The organism is Zobellella maritima (genome assembly GCF_003075035.1).
GTDB classification, from domain to species: Bacteria; Pseudomonadota; Gammaproteobacteria; order Enterobacterales; family Aeromonadaceae; genus Oceanimonas; species Oceanimonas maritima.
The window spans coordinates 1505885-1523117 of the sequence record NZ_QCZE01000001.1 but is presented as its reverse complement, the minus strand read 5'-3'; the positions used below and the strand labels follow the sequence as shown (position 1 = coordinate 1523117).

Here is a 17233-nt window from a genome sequence, read left to right as displayed (position 1 = left end):
GCCGCCGGCCATTCATAACTGAACAAGGAACCTCAGATGAATAACCGACCAACGCATCAATCCAACCTGCTATCGGGCATGGCCCTGACGGCTGCCCTGACCCTTTCAGCGGGGGTTGCGGCGACCGAAGGTGGCGGATCCATCTATCCCATGGGCGCGGAAAACTTCGGCATGGGCGCATTACCGCCGGCGGGTGTTTATCCGTTGCTCTATGCCAGTCGTTACTCGGCCGATCGGCTCAATGACGCGAATGGCGATGCCTTGCCGGTAGACTTCAAGCTGCAGGCTAACGTCATTGCCCCCAGGCTGCTATGGGTTACCGAACAGCAGCTGTTGGGAGGCCAGCTGTTCAGCGCCCTGTTGCTGCCGCTGGTGGACCTGGATGTGACCGTTAACGGCACGAACCAGCGCAAGCGGGGATTGGGTGATATCGATCTTACCCTGGGGGTGGCCTATCATCACAGCACCAAACTGCATACCGCCTTCTCCATCGACGTTTTTGCTCCCACCGGTCGCTACCATCCCAACGACCTGGCCAATATCGGCCGCAACTACTGGACAGTGCAGCCGGTGTATGCGGCCAGCTACCTGGATCCGCATGGAGTCAATGCAGACATCAAGCTGATGTACGACTATAACTTCGACAATCCGGATACCGACTACCGATCGGGACAGGAGTTTCATTTTGACTATGCGCTGGGCTACAGCCTGACCCCGAACTGGATAGCCGGGATCGGGGGCTACGGTTACAAGCAGCTTACCGACGATGAGCGTCATGGCATCACCATTGCCAACAACAGGGGACAGGCATTTGCCATTGGGCCCTCGGTGAAATATGACAGCGGCAAGGGGGGTTCCGTGAATCTGAAGTATCAGCACGAGTTTGCCGTGGAAAACCGCCCCGAGGGCAGTGCTTTCTGGGTAAAGGCGGTGATCCCGCTCTAAATAACTGTTCCTAATTGTGCTACAGAAATCAGGATCGAATGCAGACTCGCCATAAAGGCATGACACGCGATGCTTCAACCCGCTGCGAACCGTCACTGGATGTTCGGTTGGGTTGAAACCGCTCGTGCCAGCGAGCAAGCTCGCTCCTTGGGGGCTCCGCCACGCCACCTGACCGCCATGGATGGCGGGAATGCCGGAATGGAAGGGAACATTTTCCGGCCCTGGCGCGGAGGGTCTGCTTATCGAATCCTGACTTCTGTCTAACATGTGGCGGTATTTGTATCAGTTATTTAGTTCCGGCACATCATGATGCTTTCCGGCAGCCGCTCAACGTGCGGCTGCCGGTTTATTTTATGGCTGGCCGGGCTGCCGATAGAGGCCGGCCAGGCAGTCCGTGAACCTGCCGGTGGGGGAGTCCGCCGGTTCATCCTTGCGGGTCAGCAAGTGCCAGTCGATATAGAGTCCTTGCTCGGTAACCCGGGCCGTGGTCAGTCCTCCTTGCTCCAGGTAGGGCTGCAGGGTCCAGCTCGGCATTATGGTCAGCCCGAACCCCTCGCGTACCAGCGCAATCACCGCTTCCGTGACCCCGGCCCGCAATACCCTTACCGGCAGCATCCGGTAGCGGCTGAATAGTTGCTCGTATTCCCGGCCCTTGCCGGGGGTGGTGTGGTAGGTCACATAGGTGCCGGCCGCGACCTCTGCGGCTTCGACCCAGGGTTTGCCGGCCAGGGCATGGCCTTCGGGCATCACCAGCCGCATCTCGTCACGAAACAGCAGGCGATGTGCAAAGCCTTCGGGAGTATGGCCGCCGGAAACCAGCGCCACATCGATGCGACCACTGCGCAGGGCCGTATAGGGGTCCAGGGAGACGTCGGGGATGATCTCCACACTGATGGTGGGGTAGTCCCGGTTGAAAGCGGTCAGGCAGGCGGGCAGCCAGTGATAGCCGCCGTAGGATTCATTGCCCAGGCGCACCACATGCTCGATGCCGACCGACAGCTTGTTGATGTCCTGTTCGGCCCGCTCTATTTCCCCCAGTACCAGCCGAGAAGAATACAACAGCCGTTTCCCGGCACTGGTCGGCGCCAGTTTCTTATGCTTACGGTAGAACAGCTCCGTGTTCAGCAGCCGCTCTGCTTCCTTGATCCTGTGGCTCAGGGCCGACTGGGTCAGGCCGAGCGTTTGTGCCGCCTCGGCGACGCTGCCCGCATCGGCGATGGCGACCATCATTTGCATATGACGAGTGCTTATTCGGGTATTCATGTATGAATTAATTTCATCAAAAACTTAATTTTAATGAAATTTACAGAGATATATCTCCGAAGTAAACTCGTATGAAACTTAAGGGTTAATGAGGTGTTTAACTATGGTTAATCGTGGTTCGGATAAAGCAACCGGCAGCATGGTGGATCTGGAAGGCGAAGGCGTGCACTGGGAACAGGACATGAGCTACGGCCAGTATCTGGCTTTGGAGCGGATACTGGATTGTCAGCATCCCAGATCAACCCAGCACGACGAGATGCTGTTTATCGTGATCCATCAGGTGTCGGAATTATGGATGAAGCTGTGTCTGCACGAAGCCTACGCCGCCGCCCGACATATAGAACAGGACAATCTTGCGCCCGCCTTCAAGATGCTGTCGCGCATTGCCCGTATCCAGGAGCAGTTGATCAAGGCCTGGGAAGTGTTGGTGACCATGACCCCGGCGGATTACGCCAGCTTCCGTGACACCCTGGGCCAGAGTTCCGGGTTCCAGTCCTTCCAGTATCGGGAGCTGGAGTTTCTGCTCGGCAACAAGAACCCCAAGATGGTGGAAGCGCACCGGGCCCATCCCAAGCATTATCAGCATCTGACCCGGGTGCTGCACGCCCCGAGTATCTACGACATTAGCCTGCAGCTGCTCAAGCGACGCGGTTTCGACATTCCCGATCATTGCCTGGCGCGGGACTGGTCCCAGCCCTACCAGGCCTGTGCCGAGGTGGAGCAGGCCTGGTCCCGGGTTTACCAGCAGACGGATGAACACTGGGATCTCTACGAGCTGGCGGAGAAGCTGGTCGACATGGAATATAACTTCCAGAAATGGCGTTTCAGTCATATGAAGACGGTTGAACGCATCATCGGCTACAAGAAGGGCACTGGCGGCACCGGCGGCGTCTCCTACCTGGTCAAGGCCCTGGACCTGCAGTTTTTCCCCGAGCTCTGGTCGGTCAGGACTGCCATCTAGGAGACGATAATGAGCAAGATCTGGGATATCTCACAGACCCTCAGACCCGGTATTCCGGTGTGGCCCGGTGATACCGAATACCAGTCCGAGCCCAACTGGGTGCTGGAAAATGGCTGTCCGGTTAACGTGGCCCGCTTCCGGCTGTCGACCCACACCGGCAGCCACGCGGACGCCCCCCGTCACTATGATGCCGAGGGTCTGTCCATCGCCGAGGTGGGGCTGGATCCCTACATAGGTCCCTGTGTGCTGATCGATGTGACCCAGGCCGATGGCCTGGTGTGCCCCGCCCATGTTGCCCCCTTCCTGCCGGCGCGGGTTGAGCGGGTATTGCTGAAAACTTACCAAGAGTTCCCCCATAACCAGTGGCGGTCAGATTTTACCGCTGTGGCGGCCGACACGGTGGCCCTGCTGGCGGAGCGGGGCGCCATGCTGATCGGCATCGACAGTCCCTCCCTGGATCCCCAGGACTCAAAAACCCTGGCCGCCCACCAGATGGTACGCCGCCATGGCATGGCCATTCTGGAAGGTCTGGTATTTGACCAGGTAGCCGCGGGGCACTACGAGCTGATCGCCCCACCATTGAAATTGGCACAGCTGGATGCGTCCCCTGTGCGCGCATTACTCAGGAGTATTGAACAATGACCCAATTGACCCGTGATTCCCTGGCCCGGCTGGATCAGGATGATGCCTTGGCACCGTTCAGGGAGCAGTTTGAGTTGGAAGCCGGGCTTGTCTACCTCAACGGCAATTCTCTGGGGGTCCTGCCCAAGGCCGCCAAGCACAGGGCCGCCGAGGTGGTGGAGCAGGAGTGGGGCAGGGGCCTGATCCGTAGCTGGAACACCCATGACTGGATTTCCCTGCCTGAGCGGGTCGGTGACAAAATCGCCACCCTGATCGGGGCCGACGCCGGAGAAGTGGTGGTGGCCGACTCCACCTCCGTCAACCTGTTCAAACTGGCGTCGGCGGCGGTGCGCATGCGCCCGGGGCGGCGCAAGATAGTCTCGGAGCCGGGTAATTTCCCTACCGATCTCTATATCTTGCAGGGGCTGGAAGGTTTCCTGGAGGGGGAGGTCCGGCTGGAAACGGCACCCCGTGAACGGCTGGAAGAAATCATCGACGAAGACACCGCCCTGGTGGTATTGACCCATGTCCATTACAAATCAGGCCAGCTGTTCGACATGGCGGCGCTGACGGCCCGGGCCCATGAGGTGGGGGCCCTGATGCTGTGGGATCTTAGCCACAGCGCGGGGGCGGTACCGGTTGAGCTGAACCGGGTGCAGGCCGACTTCGCCGTGGGGTGTGGTTATAAGTACCTCAACGGCGGCCCGGGGGCACCGGGTTTCCTGTTTGTGGCCAAACGGCACCAGGCCGAGCTCCGCCAGCCCCTGAGCGGCTGGTTCGGGCATGCCAACCCCTTTGCCATGAGCGATATCTATGAGCCGGCGGACGGTATCAAGCGTGGCCTGTGCGGCACCACCGGAGTGCTGGCGACCAGCATCCTGGATGTGGGGGTGGATATCATGGCCTCGGCCGATATGGATGCAATCCGCTCAAAGTCCCGGCAGTTGGGTGACATCTTCATCGAATTGGTGGAGCAGCATTGCGCCGGTTACGGTTTTACCCTGGTGTCGCCGCGGGATGCGAACCTGCGTGGCAGCCAGGTGTCTCTGGCGCATGAACAGGGCTTCGCCATCATGCAGGCATTGATCGCCCGCAATATCATCGGTGACTTCCGGGCGCCGGACATACTGCGCTTCGGCTTTACCCCGCTTTATACCCGGTATGTGGATTTGTGGGACTTGGTACAGGCGCTGACGGAGATCATGGCCATGAGAGAGTGGGACAAACCCGAGTTTCAGAAGCGGACGGCGGTGACCTGAGCGGGGTACGGCCAAGACAGTAAAGTTCGATGATCCTCTGGGCGTTTGCTGTCGAGGGCTGGCTCAGCCGCTCCGCGCTGATTGTGTAACAGGGGTCGTTTATGGGGAGGCAGGAGTTCTCCCCTTATTTTGATTATTATCAGGAGTCTAGGTTATGGAAAACACGGGATTGGCGGACAATGGCAACACTGTGGTCGAAGCAAGCGGGGGACGTCCGGCTCAACTGCAATGGTCCAGCCGCCTGACTTTCATCCTGGCCGCAACGGGATCCGCCGTCGGCCTGGGCAATATCTGGAAATTTCCCTATGTGACCGGGGTGCATGGTGGCGGCGCCTTCGTGCTGATCTATCTGGCCTGTATCCTGGTGATCGGGCTGCCCTTGTTGATGGCGGAAGTCATGCTGGGTCGCCGAGGAAGGCAAAACCCGGCTAATTCCATGGCCAACCTGGCCCGGGAGTTCAAGGTTTCCCGCCACTGGCGGCTGCTGGGATGGCTGGGAGTGGTGTCCGGCTTCCTGATCCTCAGTTTTTATACGGTGGTGGCCGGCTGGGCCCTTTCCTATATCTTCGACTCGGCCCGCGGCGCGTTCGATGGTCTCTCCGGCGAGCAGGCCGGTGCCCATTTCGGCCGCTTGCTGGCCGATCCCGGCGCCTTGATATTCTGGGGAACCCTGGTGTTGCTGATTACCCTTGGGGTGGTGGCGCGGGGAGTCAAGCAGGGGCTGGAGAAGGCGGTGAACGCCATGATGCCCGGTCTGTTTGTCCTGCTGCTGGTGCTGGTGGGCTATGCCATGACCACAGGGTTCTTTATGCAGGGCCTGAACTTCCTGTTCAACCCGGACTTCAGCAAGCTCTCCGGGACCAGCATACTGGTGGCCCTGGGCCATGCCTTCTTTACCCTGAGCCTCGCCGGCGGTGGCATGATGACCTATGGCTCCTACCTGCCACAGCATGTGTCTATCGCCAAGACTGCTATTACCATCGGTATTCTGGACACCCTGGTGGCCCTGCTGGCGGGCATGGTGATCTTCCCCCTGGTTTTTGCCAATGGCCTGGAGCCGGGCTCCGGTCCCGGCCTGTTGTTTGTGACCCTGCCGATTGCCTTCGGGCAGATGCCTTTCGGCGCCCTGTTCGGCATGATTTTCTTTATCATGTTGTCGGTGGCGGCGCTGACCTCGGCCATCTCGCTGATCGAGCCGGCGGTGGCCTGGATGACGGAGAAATATCGGGTATCCCGTTTTAAGGCATGCCTGATGTCCGGCCTGGTGATGTGGGTACTGAGCCTGGGAACCGTGTTTTCCTTCAATATCTGGGAGCAGCATACCCTGTTCGGCAAGACCTTCTTCGGGGTGCTTGACTACCTGACATCCGGCTGGTTCCTGCCCCTGGGCGGACTCTTTATCGCCATCTTTGCCGGCTGGGTCATGACTCGCAGGGCGACGGAACAAGAATTGGGTCGGGGACTGGGTTATCGGCTCTGGTATTACACCATTCGTTACATCAGCCCGGTCGCCATCGTCATCATGTTCCTCAACGCCATTGGAGTCATTGGATAGCTATCAATATCGGCTGTGAATGAGGCTGCCCACTGGCTTTGGGCGGCCTTTTGTCTGTTCTTGGTATTTTATTGTATTCGTTTATCGATATTGTTTGACGAGACAGTGCCGCTGCCGTATGGTGTCTGCAACATGATTTCCAAGTTAGCGCGGCCCTCGTATATTGTTGGTTCCTTACGGCACTTCAGTCACTTAGCTTCCCTTCTTTGATTGTTATCGTGTATTCCCGAGCATTGCTCATTATTTGAAAAAGGTAAGATTAAAATGGCTAACGGTACCGTAAAGTGGTTCAACGAAGCGAAAGGTTTTGGATTTATTACCCCGGCTGACGGCGGTAAAGATCTGTTTGCTCATTTCTCTGAAATCGTCGGTGGTGGTTTCAAGACCCTGGCCGAAGGTCAGCAGGTCACCTACACCCCGGCCGAGGGTGCCAAGGGTCCTCAGGCCTCGCAAATCCAGGTTGTCTGAATCCGGTTCACCCGGTATTCTGAAAAAGCCCCGCGATGCGGGGCTTTTTTATTTCAGGTGAGGAATCGCCATATCCGACAGCGGTGCTAACGGCTGACGGACTGGATAAACCATGAGGCTTTTTCCCAGTGCTCATCGGGTTCCATCTGGAATTCAAATGGCCGCAGCTTGGCTTTGGATTGTGTCAAGTTCTGTAAATAACTGTTCAGCGGCTTAGGATCGTATATGCGATAGACCAATTCACGCCGACCGTCGTGAGTCACGCGGGCCAGGAACAGGGCGTTGCCATTGGCTTTGATCGTGGGCTCTATCGTATCCTCGAAATCATAAAGCAGCTTTTGTTCAAGAGGTGTGGGCATTCTATAATCGCCAAGCTCTTTGGCCTCGATCATGATGGACAGATGCCATGCGAAAGCCTCTTTGGGCTCGAAGCTGACCAGGGCGGAATTAATGGTCGCAACGCCCGGCAAGTCATTTTGGTTGAATTCAACCAAGGTATGCGTTTCCTCCGGAATCACTACCCGGTATCCCTTCACATCTGCAGAATGTGTCATCGGAGCTCCTGAGACCTACTATTGAAAATGCTGATGAACCGGTTTGTTGACCACACCAACCCGGTTATCGGGCAGAGGATAGTGCTTTCCTTTTCCCGTCTACATTGAACAGGACTAGTTTGGCGCTATTTTGTTCAAAGTTCAATACTAATACCCATTGGATCGGGATAACAGAAAAATGGTTCAGCAGAAATAAAAACCAGGTTACACAGTAACCGGTATCGGCAGTGGCTGATGCGTCCTGCATGATGCGGACAGGGCGGGGGCCGCGAAAAGGTACCAGCCGGCAACCCCCTATTCGATATATAAAAGGTGGGGTTAATAGCGGCTTTCCATCCACGATTCGATGATCAACTGGGCTGAGACCGCATCCACCGCATCCTTGCCCAGTGCCTTGTATCCGCCGGCTTCAAACAGGCGGGCGCGGGCGTCCGTGGTGGTCAGCCGCTCGTCCTGCAGCTCGACCCGAACGCCAAAGCGACCGTGCAATCGGTTGGCGAACTTGCGGGCACGACGGCTGATCTCCTGTTCGGTGCCGTCCATATTGAGCGGCAGGCCGACGATCAACAGTTCCGGTTGCCATTCCTTGAGCAGTTTTTCAATCTGCTGCCAGTCGGGAACGCCGTCATTGGCTTTCAGCGCCAGCAGCGGACGAGCCGAGGCGGTGACCTCCTGGCCGATGGCGACACCGATGCTTTTCAGGCCATAATCGAATCCGAGCAGGGTGCGGTCGCCACTCATGCGTGTCCCACCTGGGAGGACAACTGACGGGAGTCGATGCCCAGCCGGCCGATGGCTTCATGCCAGCGCTGTGACAGGGGGGTATTGAAAATAAGATCGGTATCCGCAGGAATGGTTAACCAGCTGTTTTCCACCAGCTCCTGCTCCAGCTGTCCCGGGGTCCAGCCGGCGTAGCCCAGCGCCACCAGATATTTCTCCGGCTGTTGCTCGGTGCCCAGTACTTCCAGCACGTCCCGGGAGGTGGTGATCATCAAGTCCTCGGCCAGCTGCTGGCTGGAGCTGAAGCCATCCAGCGGACTGTGCAGTACAAAGCCCCGGTCGGCGGCCACCGGACCGCCCTGCAGCACGGGTTTTTCCTTTAGCGCAGGGTTGTCCTCCGGCTCCAGCTCCAGCTGATCAAGCAGCTCCAGCACCTTCATATCGATGGGGATATTGATCACCAGACCCATGGCGCCTTCTTCGTTATGTTCACAAATATAGGTGACGGAACCGGCGAAAAACGGATCCTTCAGTGTGGGCATGGCGATTAGAAAATGATGTTGGAGTGATTCCATAGTGTCTCGGGGTCTTGGTTTCAGTTTATATCGGGACGCTGGTCTGTCAGGCCAGGCGCTTTTCAATGGCGTCCATCAGCATGCCGGTGATATTGACCGGGAAGGCGGCTTCTATCTCACGTACACAGGTGGGACTGGTGACATTCACCTCGGTCAGTTTATCACCTATGATATCGAGCCCGACAAAAATCAGCCCTTTTGCCTTGAGTATAGGTCCCAATGTCTCGGCAATGCGGCGATCGCTGTCGCTCAGGGGGCGCGCCTCTCCTCGGCCGCCGGCAGCCAGGTTCCCTCGGGTTTCACCGCCTTGGGGGATGCGTGCCAGGCAATAGGGTACAGGCTCGCCGTCCACCACCAGCACCCGCTTGTCTCCGTCGGTAATGGCCGGCATAAAGACCTGGGCCATGCAGTAACGGCTGCCGTGTTCGGTGAGGGTTTCGATGATAACGCCGACGTTCGGATCGTCTTGCTTGATCCGGAAGATGGAAGCCCCGCCCATGCCGTCCAGCGGTTTGAGAATAATGTCCTTGTGCTCGCGGTGGAAACCGCGGATATCCTCGGCCGAGCGCGTCACCAGGGTGGTGGGGGTGAATTCCGGGAACCAGGCGGTATAGAGCTTTTCATTGGCGTCGCGCAGGCTCTGAGGCTTGTTGACGATCAGGGTGCCCTTCTCCTCGGCCTGTTCGAGCAAATAGGTGGCATAGATATATTCGGTATCGAAGGGCGGATCCTTGCGCATCAGGATCACGTCCAGCTCGGCGAGCGGGCAGGAAACGGCGGGCGCCAGGGTAAACCACTGGTCGGCGTCTTCTTTTACCGTCAGCCGGGCCATACGGCCGAGGGCCTCACCCTGCAGCATGCTGAGGTCGCTCATTTCCATATACCAGAGCTCATAGCCCCGGCGCTGGGCTTCCAGTAGCATGGCGAAGCTGGTGTCTTTCTTGATATTGATGGACTGGATAGGGTCCATCACGATTCCCAATTTAATGGTCATGCGAGATCTCCGAAACGGCATTGCAAGGCGGTGATGGCGGTCATGGCCGCGGTTTCTGTTCTGAGTACCCGGGGGCCCAGCAGCATGTCGATAAATCCCTGCTCGCGGGCGAGGGCGATTTCCTGGTCGGACAGGCCTCCCTCGGGCCCTACCAGCAGCCTAACGCCCTCGCCTGGTGGCGGCAAGGTGTTGACACTGAATTGGGCTCTGGGGTGCAGATTTAATTTCAGTTCGCGGGTCTGTTCGGTCAGCCACTGCTCCAGAGGACTGGCCGGACGGATTTCGGGAATCCGGTTGCGACCACATTGCTCGCAGGCGGCGATGGCGATTTTCTGCCATTGGTGCAGCTTTTTCTCAAGGCGTTCACCGCTGAGCTTGACGCCGCAGCGGCTGGAAAACAGCGGTGTGATCACATTCACTCCCAGCTCGACGGATTTCTGGATGGTGAACTCCATCTTGTCGCCCCGGCTGATGACCTGGCCAAGGTGAAAGTGCAGGGGGGATTCTGTTTCTTTGTCTTGAAAGTCCGCTATTTCAACCGTCACCGATTTTTTATCCACGGCGGTAATGGTGGCCGGATACTGACCACCCCGGCCATCAAACAACATCAGCGTCTGGCCGGGCTGCATGCGCAGCACCCGGCCCACGTGGTTGGCGCCATCTTCCGACAGCAACAGGGTGCGGCCCGGAGTTAAGGGTTGAGGCTCATGGATGCGAGGTATACGCATAATGTTCGCATTGCTCCTTGACGAAGGGATTGAAGTTGCCCTGCAGTTCATTGATACGGTGATCCCGCTCGCATTCCCAGTCGGTAGGTGGATGCATGCGGTTCCAGGCTTCAAACAGTCGCAGCTGCTGACTGGCTATCTTCAGTTTGTATTGCTGCTGCATGTATAGATAGGTACGGGCTATGGTTCCCCGGCTGGCGGCCGGTGGTTGTACCTTGCGGCCCTTGAAGTCGACCAGCATCTGGCAGCGGCCATACTGGGTAGGCGTGCCGTTCCACTCGGAAAAACGGTAGTTGGAACGGTCTCCGTTTACCTCACCGATGGTGGGAACCAGGTTGTGCAAATCACCTTCCATCGATTTGAACTGGGCATCGGTGCGGGTGCAGTTCTTGCGCCCGCCCTGCTGCCAGCATTGGCGTTGATGGCCCAGTTCCCAGGCGGGCACTATGTGCTCCCACTCGATGCGACTGGCCCGGCGCTGCTGCTTGCGTACCTGATAACCACAGCTGGCCAGGTCGGGTACCAGCTGCTTGCCATTTTGCTTGATATCACAGCCACAGTAAAAGGTAACGGGGTTACCCTGATAGATTTGTGGGGCGACTTTCTTGGCCTGCCGAAAAGACAGGGGCTCGGCCTGGGCAACCCATGAAAACAGGCCCAGTAAAATGATGAGGTAGCGCACGACTCGTTGTTCTTTTTAATGATTTATAGGCGACGAAAGCTTACCACCCATGGCCGCAGAGGCAAGGGGGAGATACTTGGGATTGGGTATTGGGGGCAGTCGAGCCGCCCCCCGCTTCTGCTTACAACAGGGCCAGCATGGTCTCGGCGGAAGAGACCTCGAATTTTCCCGGCGCTTCCACATTCAGTGCCGTGACCACACCGTTTTCTGCAACCAGTGCGAAGCGCTGGGCTCGTAACCCGCCGAACTCGCCGGTGTCCTTGGCCAGGCCCAGAGCCCGGGTAAAGGTGCCTGCGCCATCGGCGAGCATGGTGATGGCGTCGGCCTGCTGATCTTGCTGCCAGGCCCGCATCACGAAGGCATCATTGACCGACAGGCAGCAGATGGCATCGACGCCCTTGGCCTTGAACCGATCGGCCTCTCCCACAAAGCCGGGCAGGTGGCTGTTGGAGCAGGTGGGGGTAAAGGCACCGGGCACAGCGAACAGTACCACCTTCTTGCCCTGGAACAGCTGATCGCTGGTGGCGGTGGTTTTACCCTCGTCGGTCAGGATGGTGAATTCGTGGGCGGGCAGGGGGGAGCCTATCTTGATCATCTTGTTCTCCTTGATAAATGGATAAAACAGAGTCGGTAACACCGGATTGGCATTACATTTTCAGCGGAAAAAACCTACTTGGCCAGGGTAAGCAGTTTGCCACAGTGCATGCATAAATACCGGGTCTGGCCCCGCTGAATTTTATTGTGCCGCCTCAGGCTGAGTTTGTGCAGCCGGCAGCCGCAATCGTAACTGAAGGTCGGCGCTACCTTGCGGGTGTCCAGCCGGTGCCGGGTATGGGGTTCGAGGCCGAATACCGAACGCATCACCGTCTGCCATTCCCGGCCATGGGGCCTGGTTTTGCCGAATTGGGCGAACACCACCAGATGGGCCACCTCGTGGGGGATGATTTCGGTGATAAAGGCCTCGATATTGTCGGCCAGCAGCACAGGGTTGAATCTCAGCTCCCAGCGTTCCAGCCAGGCTGAGCCGGCGATGCGACCGCCCTGGTTGAAGCAGACACGGGGAGGGGGAAACTCACGGCCGAGTTGCTGCCCGGCCAGCATCAGGCAGTCGGTGACCCGGGCGTTGACCCGGTTAATCAGGGACGGGGAAAGTGCCACGCTGGCGGATGTAAAAAGGGGAAGCTCATGCTTCCCCTTTAATGCGGTTATTTCAGGCCGGCGGCGTCGCGCAGCAGCTCGGCCTTGTCGGTCGCTTCCCAGGGGAATTCCTCCCGACCGAAGTGGCCGTAGGCGGCGGTGGACTGGTAGATGGGACGGTTCAGGTCCAGCATCTCGATCAGGCCATAGGGGCGCAGGTCGAAGTGTTCGCGCACCAGGGCGTCGATCAGTTCTTCCGCTACCTTGCCGGTGCCGAAGGTTTCCACGCTGATGGAGGTCGGTTCGGCCACGCCGATGGCGTAGGACACCTGGATTTCACAGCGGTCGGCCAGGCCGGCGGCGACGATGTTCTTGGCCACGTAGCGGGCGGCGTAGGCGGCGGAGCGGTCAACCTTGGACGGATCCTTGCCCGAGAAGGCACCGCCACCGTGGCGGGCCATGCCGCCGTATGTGTCGACGATGATCTTACGGCCGGTCAGGCCACAGTCGCCCATGGGGCCACCGATCACGAAGTTGCCGGTCGGGTTGATAAAGTACTTGGTGTTCTTGGTCAGAAACTCGGCGGGCAGCACCGGCTTGATGATATGTTCCATTACCGCTTCGCGCAGGGTTTCCTGATCGATGTCCGGACCATGCTGGGTAGACAGCACGACCGCATCGATGGCCACCGGCTTGCCGTCGTCGTAGACGAAGGTCACCTGGGATTTGGCATCGGGACGCAGCCAGTCCAGTTCGTGGCTCTTGCGGATATAGGCCTGACGCTTGACCAGGCGGTGAGCATAGGTGATGGGGGCGGGCATCAGCACGTCGGTTTCGTTTGAAGCATAACCGAACATCAGGCCCTGGTCGCCGGCACCTTGTTCTTTCGGGTCTTTACGATCCACACCCATGGCGATATCGGGAGACTGCTTGCCGATCGCGTTCAATACCGCACAGCTGTCACCGTCAAAGCCCATGTCGGAGCTGGTGTAACCGATGTCCCGTACGGTTTTACGAGCCAGGTCCTCGATATCAACCCAGGCGCTGGTGGAAATTTCACCACCGACGATCACCATGCCGGTTTTGACATAGGTTTCACAGGCGACACGGGCCTTGGGATCCTGGGCCAGGATGGCGTCAAGAACGGCGTCGGAGATCTGGTCTGCAATCTTGTCCGGATGACCTTCGGATACGGACTCGGAGGTAAACAGTCTGGCCATGGGTGCTTCGGTTTCCTACATTACGGGCCACAGGCACCAATTGCGTGTGGCGGTATTAACATCTGGACGGCTATTTTAGTTACCCACCTGCCCGATTGCCAGCAAAAAGTAGCAGAAATTTGGCGAAATAGAATGACAGGCGAATAGATTTGCGCTCACCCCCCAGTCTTTGGGACAATACGCCGTCATTTAACCCCATTGAAGATTGAGATTCCCAGGAGATGTCGATGCCTTCTCGTAAAGAGCTTGCCAATGCCATTCGCGCATTGAGTATGGATGCAGTACAAAAAGCCAATTCTGGCCACCCCGGAGCCCCCATGGGCATGGCGGATATTGCCGAGGTATTGTGGCGTGATCATCTGAATCATAACCCAGCCAACCCCAACTGGGCCGACCGGGATCGCTTTGTGTTATCCAACGGCCATGGTTCCATGCTGTTGTACTCTTTGCTGCACCTGACCGGCTACGAGCTGTCCATCGAGGATCTCAAGCAATTCCGCCAGCTGCATTCCAAGACCCCGGGCCATCCGGAATACGGCTATGCGCCGGGCGTGGAAACCACCACAGGCCCGTTGGGTCAGGGCATCACCAATGCGGTGGGCATGGCTATCGCCGAAAAATCCCTGGCGGCCCAGTACAACCGTCCCGGTCATGATGTCGTGGATCATTACACCTATACCTTCCTGGGTGACGGCTGCCTGATGGAAGGTATTTCCCATGAAGCCTGCTCCCTGGCGGGTACCTTGGGATTGGGCAAGCTGATTGCCTTCTGGGATGACAACGGTATCTCCATCGACGGCCATGTCGAAGGCTGGTTCAGCGACGACACGCCCAAGCGCTTCGAAGCCTACGGTTGGCACGTGATCCCCGCGGTCGACGGCCATGACAGCGCCGCCATCAATGCCGCCATCGAGGCCGCCAAGGCGGAAACCGGCAAGCCGACCCTGATCTGCTGCCGGACCGTTATTGGCTTCGGTTCTCCCAACAAGGCCGGCAGCCACGACTGTCACGGCGCGCCCCTGGGTGACGCGGAAATTGCCGCCACCCGCGAGCAGCTGGGCTGGAGCCATGCGCCGTTTGAGGTCCCCGCCGATATCTATGGCGAATGGGATGCCAAGACCAAGGGCCAGGCTGCCGAGCAGGCCTGGAACGACAAACTGGCGGCCTATGCCTCGTCTCACCCCGAGCTGGCGGCCGAATTCAAGCGTCGTATCAATGGTGAGCTGCCGGCCAACTGGGCCGAGCAAAGCACCGACTTTATCAATACCCTGCAAGCCAACCCGGCCAAGATAGCCACCCGCAAGGCTTCCCAGAATGCTCTGGATGCCTATGGCGCTATCCTGCCCGAGCTGCTGGGCGGCAGCGCCGACCTGGCACCCAGCAACCTGACCATGCACAAGGCGTCCAAGCCGATCAGTGCAGAAGATGCCTCCGGCAACTACCTGCACTACGGGGTGCGCGAGTTCGGCATGAGCGCCATCATGAACGGTATTGCCCTGCATGACGGCTTCATTCCCTATGGCGGCACTTTCCTGATGTTCGTTGAATATGCCCGTAACGCGGTGCGCATGGCGGCCCTGATGAAGCAGCGTTCCATCTTCGTCTACACCCATGACAGCATAGGCCTGGGTGAAGACGGCCCCACGCATCAGCCGGTAGAGCAGATTGCCTCCTTGCGGCTGACGCCCAACATGAGCACCTGGCGCCCCTGTGATCAGGTGGAAGCCGCCGTTGCCTGGAAAGCCGCCATCGAACGCCAGGATGGTCCTACCAGCCTGATCTTCTCCCGGCAGAATCTGGGCCAGATGGAGCGCAGCGCCGATCAGTTGTCCGATGTAGCCAAGGGCGGCTATGTACTGAAAGACTGTGCCGGTACCCCTGAGCTGATCATTATTGCTACCGGCTCCGAAGTCGAACTGGCCATGGCCGCCTGTGAGCAACTGAATGCCGACGGCAGGCAGGTACGGGTGGTGTCGCTGCCCTGTACCGATGTGTTCGACGCCCAGAGCAGCGAATATAAAGAAAGCGTGCTGCCTGCGGCGGTCACCAAGCGTTTGGCGGTAGAAGCGGGTATCGCCGACTACTGGTACAAGTATGTGGGCTTTGGCGGTGACATCATCGGTATGCGCAGCTTCGGTGAGTCGGCACCCGCCGGTGATCTGTTCAAGCTGTTCGGCTTCAGCGTCGATAATGTGGTCGAAAAAGCCAAGGCACTGCTGGGGTAATCCTGGCAAGTCACTGAGTGCCCGGATATCGGGTCGGGCGGAGGCCGCTCTTGCAGCAGCTGGCGTTCGGACCCGATAGCGTGCCGCTCAGTCAGAAAGCCGGCTCTTAGTAGCCGGTTTTTTTTATGTAATCCAGGCTCGGGGCCATCGGGGTGAAACCATTCCCCTGACCCTCAATCCCCGTTAGACTTGGTCCATAGCGGCGGCAGATGACGGCATATCTGATGCGCCATTATCAGCCCAATTTGCATAGCGAGCAGGAACCTTAACTTCATGATCCGAGTTGCCATTAACGGCTATGGCCGTATTGGACGTAGTGTCTTACGGGCCCTCTATGAAAGGGGCCTGGATAAGCAGATGAAAATCGTGGCCATCAATGAGCTGGCCGAACCCGATGCCATCGCCCACCTGACCCGGTATGACTCCAGCCATGGCCGTTTTCGCCACGAGGTGAACCTGAAGCCGGGCTGTCTTGACATAGAGGGAGACAGCATTCGTCTATGCCATGAGCAAAACGCGGCCAATCTGCCCTGGTCCGAGCTGGAGGTGGATCTGGTGCTGGATTGCACCGGCGTGTTGTCGAGCCGGGCCGATGCCGAGCTGCACCTGCAGGCGGGGGCCCGTAAAGTCTTGTTTTCCCACCCGGCCGATGCCGATGTGGATGCCACCATTGTCTATGGGGTTAATCATCAGCAACTGACCGGAAATGAAGTCATAGTGTCAAATGCCTCCTGCACAACCAACTGTGTGGTGCCGGTAATTGAGACATTGCACAAAGTTTTTAATATAAAATGTGGTAATATTACTACAATTCATTCGGCGATGAATGATCAGCAGGTGATCGATGCCTACCATTCGGATCTGCGTCGGACCCGTGCCGCCAGCCAGTCCATCATTCCGGTGGATACCAAGCTGGCCAAGGGAGTAGAGCGCATCCTGCCCCATTTTGCCGGTAAATTTGAAGCCATATCGGTGCGTGTGCCGACCATCAATGTGACGGCCATGGACTTGAGTGTGATCGTGGAAAACAAGGCCACGGTAGAAGAGGTCAATCGGGTGTTGAAGCAGGCCGCGGCAGGGGCGCTCAAAGGTATTCTTGACTATACAGAAGCGCCGTTGGTATCGGTGGATTTCAACCATGATCCTCATTCTTCCATTATCGACGGCACCCAGACCCGTGTCAGCGATGCCAACCTGATCAAGATGCTGATGTGGTGTGATAATGAGTGGGGCTTTGCCAATCGCATGCTGGATACCAGCCTGACCTGGATGGCGGCGGGAAATAGTCAGCGTTAATCGTTTTTTTACAACACTTTGTACTTACAG

General features: G+C 58.0%; 18 protein-coding genes. 8 read left to right on the top strand and 10 right to left on the bottom strand.

The features are described 5' to 3' along the window. Positions 1–36 precede the first annotated feature (36 nt). Entirely contained in the window at positions 37–945 is a 909-nt protein-coding gene (locus DCS96_RS07015) for a SphA family protein (protein ID WP_116473590.1), read from the top strand. A 351-nt stretch (positions 946–1296) separates the two neighbouring features. On the opposite strand, the gene DCS96_RS07010 is transcribed toward DCS96_RS07015, so the two are convergent. Beyond that, positions 1297–2181, bottom strand: a complete 885-nt coding sequence (locus DCS96_RS07010; RefSeq protein ID WP_198649944.1) for a LysR family transcriptional regulator — start codon at positions 2179–2181, stop codon at positions 1297–1299. Positions 2182–2311: 130 nt separating this feature from the next. On the opposite strand from DCS96_RS07010, the gene kynA reads away from it, so the two are divergent. The 5 genes from kynA to DCS96_RS06985 all read left to right on the top strand — a co-directional run bounded on the left by kynA (position 2312) and on the right by DCS96_RS06985 (position 7072). Next, positions 2312–3169 carry a tryptophan 2,3-dioxygenase gene (kynA, locus tag DCS96_RS07005; RefSeq protein ID WP_116473589.1) on the top strand — a complete coding sequence of 286 codons (858 nt, stop codon included), beginning with the start codon at positions 2312–2314 and terminating at the stop codon, positions 3167–3169. Between the two features lie 9 nt (positions 3170–3178). After that, positions 3179–3811 carry an arylformamidase gene (gene kynB / locus DCS96_RS07000; protein ID WP_116473588.1) on the top strand — a complete coding sequence of 211 codons (633 nt, stop codon included), beginning with the start codon at positions 3179–3181 and terminating at the stop codon, positions 3809–3811. Next, positions 3808–5049 (top strand): kynureninase, encoded by a 1242-nt coding sequence (gene kynU / locus DCS96_RS06995; RefSeq protein ID WP_116473587.1) that lies wholly within the window; start codon positions 3808–3810, stop codon positions 5047–5049. Before kynB ends, kynU begins: the two co-directional genes overlap by 4 nt. A 154-nt stretch (positions 5050–5203) precedes the next feature. After that, a complete protein-coding gene (locus DCS96_RS06990; protein WP_116473586.1) occupies positions 5204–6604 on the top strand; it encodes a sodium-dependent transporter in 1401 nt (466 codons plus the stop codon). Positions 6605–6868: 264 nt separating this feature from the next. Continuing rightward, positions 6869–7072, top strand: coding sequence for a cold-shock protein (locus tag DCS96_RS06985; protein WP_116473585.1), 204 nt, complete (start codon positions 6869–6871; stop codon positions 7070–7072). An 86-nt stretch (positions 7073–7158) separates the two neighbouring features. Here DCS96_RS06985 and DCS96_RS06980 read toward each other — a convergent pair whose 3' ends face one another. From DCS96_RS06980 to metK, 9 genes are all read right to left on the bottom strand, one after another. After that, positions 7159–7626, bottom strand: a complete 468-nt coding sequence (locus tag DCS96_RS06980) for a DUF695 domain-containing protein (protein WP_116473584.1) — start codon at positions 7624–7626, stop codon at positions 7159–7161. A 318-nt stretch (positions 7627–7944) separates the two neighbouring features. After that, positions 7945–8367 (bottom strand): Holliday junction resolvase RuvX, encoded by a 423-nt coding sequence (gene ruvX, locus DCS96_RS06975; RefSeq protein WP_116473583.1) that lies wholly within the window; start codon positions 8365–8367, stop codon positions 7945–7947. Next, on the bottom strand, positions 8364–8921 hold the full coding sequence (locus DCS96_RS06970; RefSeq protein WP_116473582.1) for a YqgE/AlgH family protein: 558 nt from the start codon (positions 8919–8921) through the stop codon (positions 8364–8366). Before DCS96_RS06970 ends, ruvX begins: the two co-directional genes overlap by 4 nt. 46 nt (positions 8922–8967) lie before the next feature. Continuing rightward, complete coding sequence (gene gshB, locus DCS96_RS06965) at positions 8968–9915, bottom strand: glutathione synthase (protein ID WP_116473581.1); 948 nt, start codon at positions 9913–9915, stop codon at positions 8968–8970. Continuing rightward, a complete protein-coding gene (gene rsmE / locus DCS96_RS06960) occupies positions 9912–10643 on the bottom strand; it encodes a 16S rRNA (uracil(1498)-N(3))-methyltransferase (RefSeq protein ID WP_116473580.1) in 732 nt (243 codons plus the stop codon). The genes gshB and rsmE overlap by 4 nt, the downstream gene beginning before the upstream one ends. Next, entirely contained in the window at positions 10621–11325 is a 705-nt protein-coding gene (locus tag DCS96_RS06955) for an endonuclease (RefSeq protein WP_116473579.1), read from the bottom strand. The genes rsmE and DCS96_RS06955 overlap by 23 nt, the downstream gene beginning before the upstream one ends. 121 nt (positions 11326–11446) lie before the next feature. After that, positions 11447–11920: a peroxiredoxin gene (locus DCS96_RS06950; protein ID WP_116473578.1), complete on the bottom strand. Its 474-nt coding sequence runs from the start codon at positions 11918–11920 to the stop codon at positions 11447–11449. A 74-nt stretch (positions 11921–11994) separates the two neighbouring features. Next, the gene (locus DCS96_RS06945; protein ID WP_198649943.1) at positions 11995–12483 is read right to left on the bottom strand and encodes a SprT family zinc-dependent metalloprotease; all 489 of its coding nucleotides are present in this window, start codon (positions 12481–12483) and stop codon (positions 11995–11997) included. 47 nt (positions 12484–12530) lie between these two features. Continuing rightward, positions 12531–13682: a methionine adenosyltransferase gene (metK, locus tag DCS96_RS06940; protein WP_116473577.1), complete on the bottom strand. Its 1152-nt coding sequence runs from the start codon at positions 13680–13682 to the stop codon at positions 12531–12533. A 227-nt stretch (positions 13683–13909) separates the two neighbouring features. Here metK and tkt point away from each other — a divergent pair, with 227 nt between their 5' ends. Both tkt and epd read left to right on the top strand, forming a co-directional pair. Next, the gene (gene tkt, locus DCS96_RS06935; protein WP_116473576.1) at positions 13910–15907 is read left to right on the top strand and encodes a transketolase; all 1998 of its coding nucleotides are present in this window, start codon (positions 13910–13912) and stop codon (positions 15905–15907) included. 273 nt (positions 15908–16180) lie between these two features. Continuing rightward, positions 16181–17203 carry an erythrose-4-phosphate dehydrogenase gene (gene epd, locus DCS96_RS06930; protein ID WP_116473575.1) on the top strand — a complete coding sequence of 341 codons (1023 nt, stop codon included), beginning with the start codon at positions 16181–16183 and terminating at the stop codon, positions 17201–17203. Positions 17204–17233: the final 30 nt, after the last annotated feature.

Bases quoted from the DNA above. Each gene is read 5' to 3' on its own strand.
- DCS96_RS07015 (WP_116473590.1), top strand. From the start codon at position 37: ATGAATAACCGACCAACGCATCAATCCAACCTGCTATCGGGCATGGCC.
- DCS96_RS07010 (WP_198649944.1), bottom strand. From the start codon at position 2,181: ATGCAAATGATGGTCGCCATCGCCGATGCGGGCAGCGTCGCCGAGGCG.
- kynA (WP_116473589.1), top strand. From the start codon at position 2,312: ATGGTTAATCGTGGTTCGGATAAAGCAACCGGCAGCATGGTGGATCTG.
- kynB (WP_116473588.1), top strand. From the start codon at position 3,179: ATGAGCAAGATCTGGGATATCTCACAGACCCTCAGACCCGGTATTCCG.
- kynU (WP_116473587.1), top strand. From the start codon at position 3,808: ATGACCCAATTGACCCGTGATTCCCTGGCCCGGCTGGATCAGGATGAT.
- DCS96_RS06990 (WP_116473586.1), top strand. From the start codon at position 5,204: ATGGAAAACACGGGATTGGCGGACAATGGCAACACTGTGGTCGAAGCA.
- DCS96_RS06985 (WP_116473585.1), top strand. From the start codon at position 6,869: ATGGCTAACGGTACCGTAAAGTGGTTCAACGAAGCGAAAGGTTTTGGA.
- DCS96_RS06980 (WP_116473584.1), bottom strand. From the start codon at position 7,626: ATGACACATTCTGCAGATGTGAAGGGATACCGGGTAGTGATTCCGGAG.
- ruvX (WP_116473583.1), bottom strand. From the start codon at position 8,367: ATGAGTGGCGACCGCACCCTGCTCGGATTCGATTATGGCCTGAAAAGC.
- DCS96_RS06970 (WP_116473582.1), bottom strand. From the start codon at position 8,921: ATGGAATCACTCCAACATCATTTTCTAATCGCCATGCCCACACTGAAG.
- gshB (WP_116473581.1), bottom strand. From the start codon at position 9,915: ATGACCATTAAATTGGGAATCGTGATGGACCCTATCCAGTCCATCAAT.
- rsmE (WP_116473580.1), bottom strand. From the start codon at position 10,643: ATGCGTATACCTCGCATCCATGAGCCTCAACCCTTAACTCCGGGCCGC.
- DCS96_RS06950 (WP_116473578.1), bottom strand. From the start codon at position 11,920: ATGATCAAGATAGGCTCCCCCCTGCCCGCCCACGAATTCACCATCCTG.
- metK (WP_116473577.1), bottom strand. From the start codon at position 13,682: ATGGCCAGACTGTTTACCTCCGAGTCCGTATCCGAAGGTCATCCGGAC.
- tkt (WP_116473576.1), top strand. From the start codon at position 13,910: ATGCCTTCTCGTAAAGAGCTTGCCAATGCCATTCGCGCATTGAGTATG.
- epd (WP_116473575.1), top strand. From the start codon at position 16,181: ATGATCCGAGTTGCCATTAACGGCTATGGCCGTATTGGACGTAGTGTC.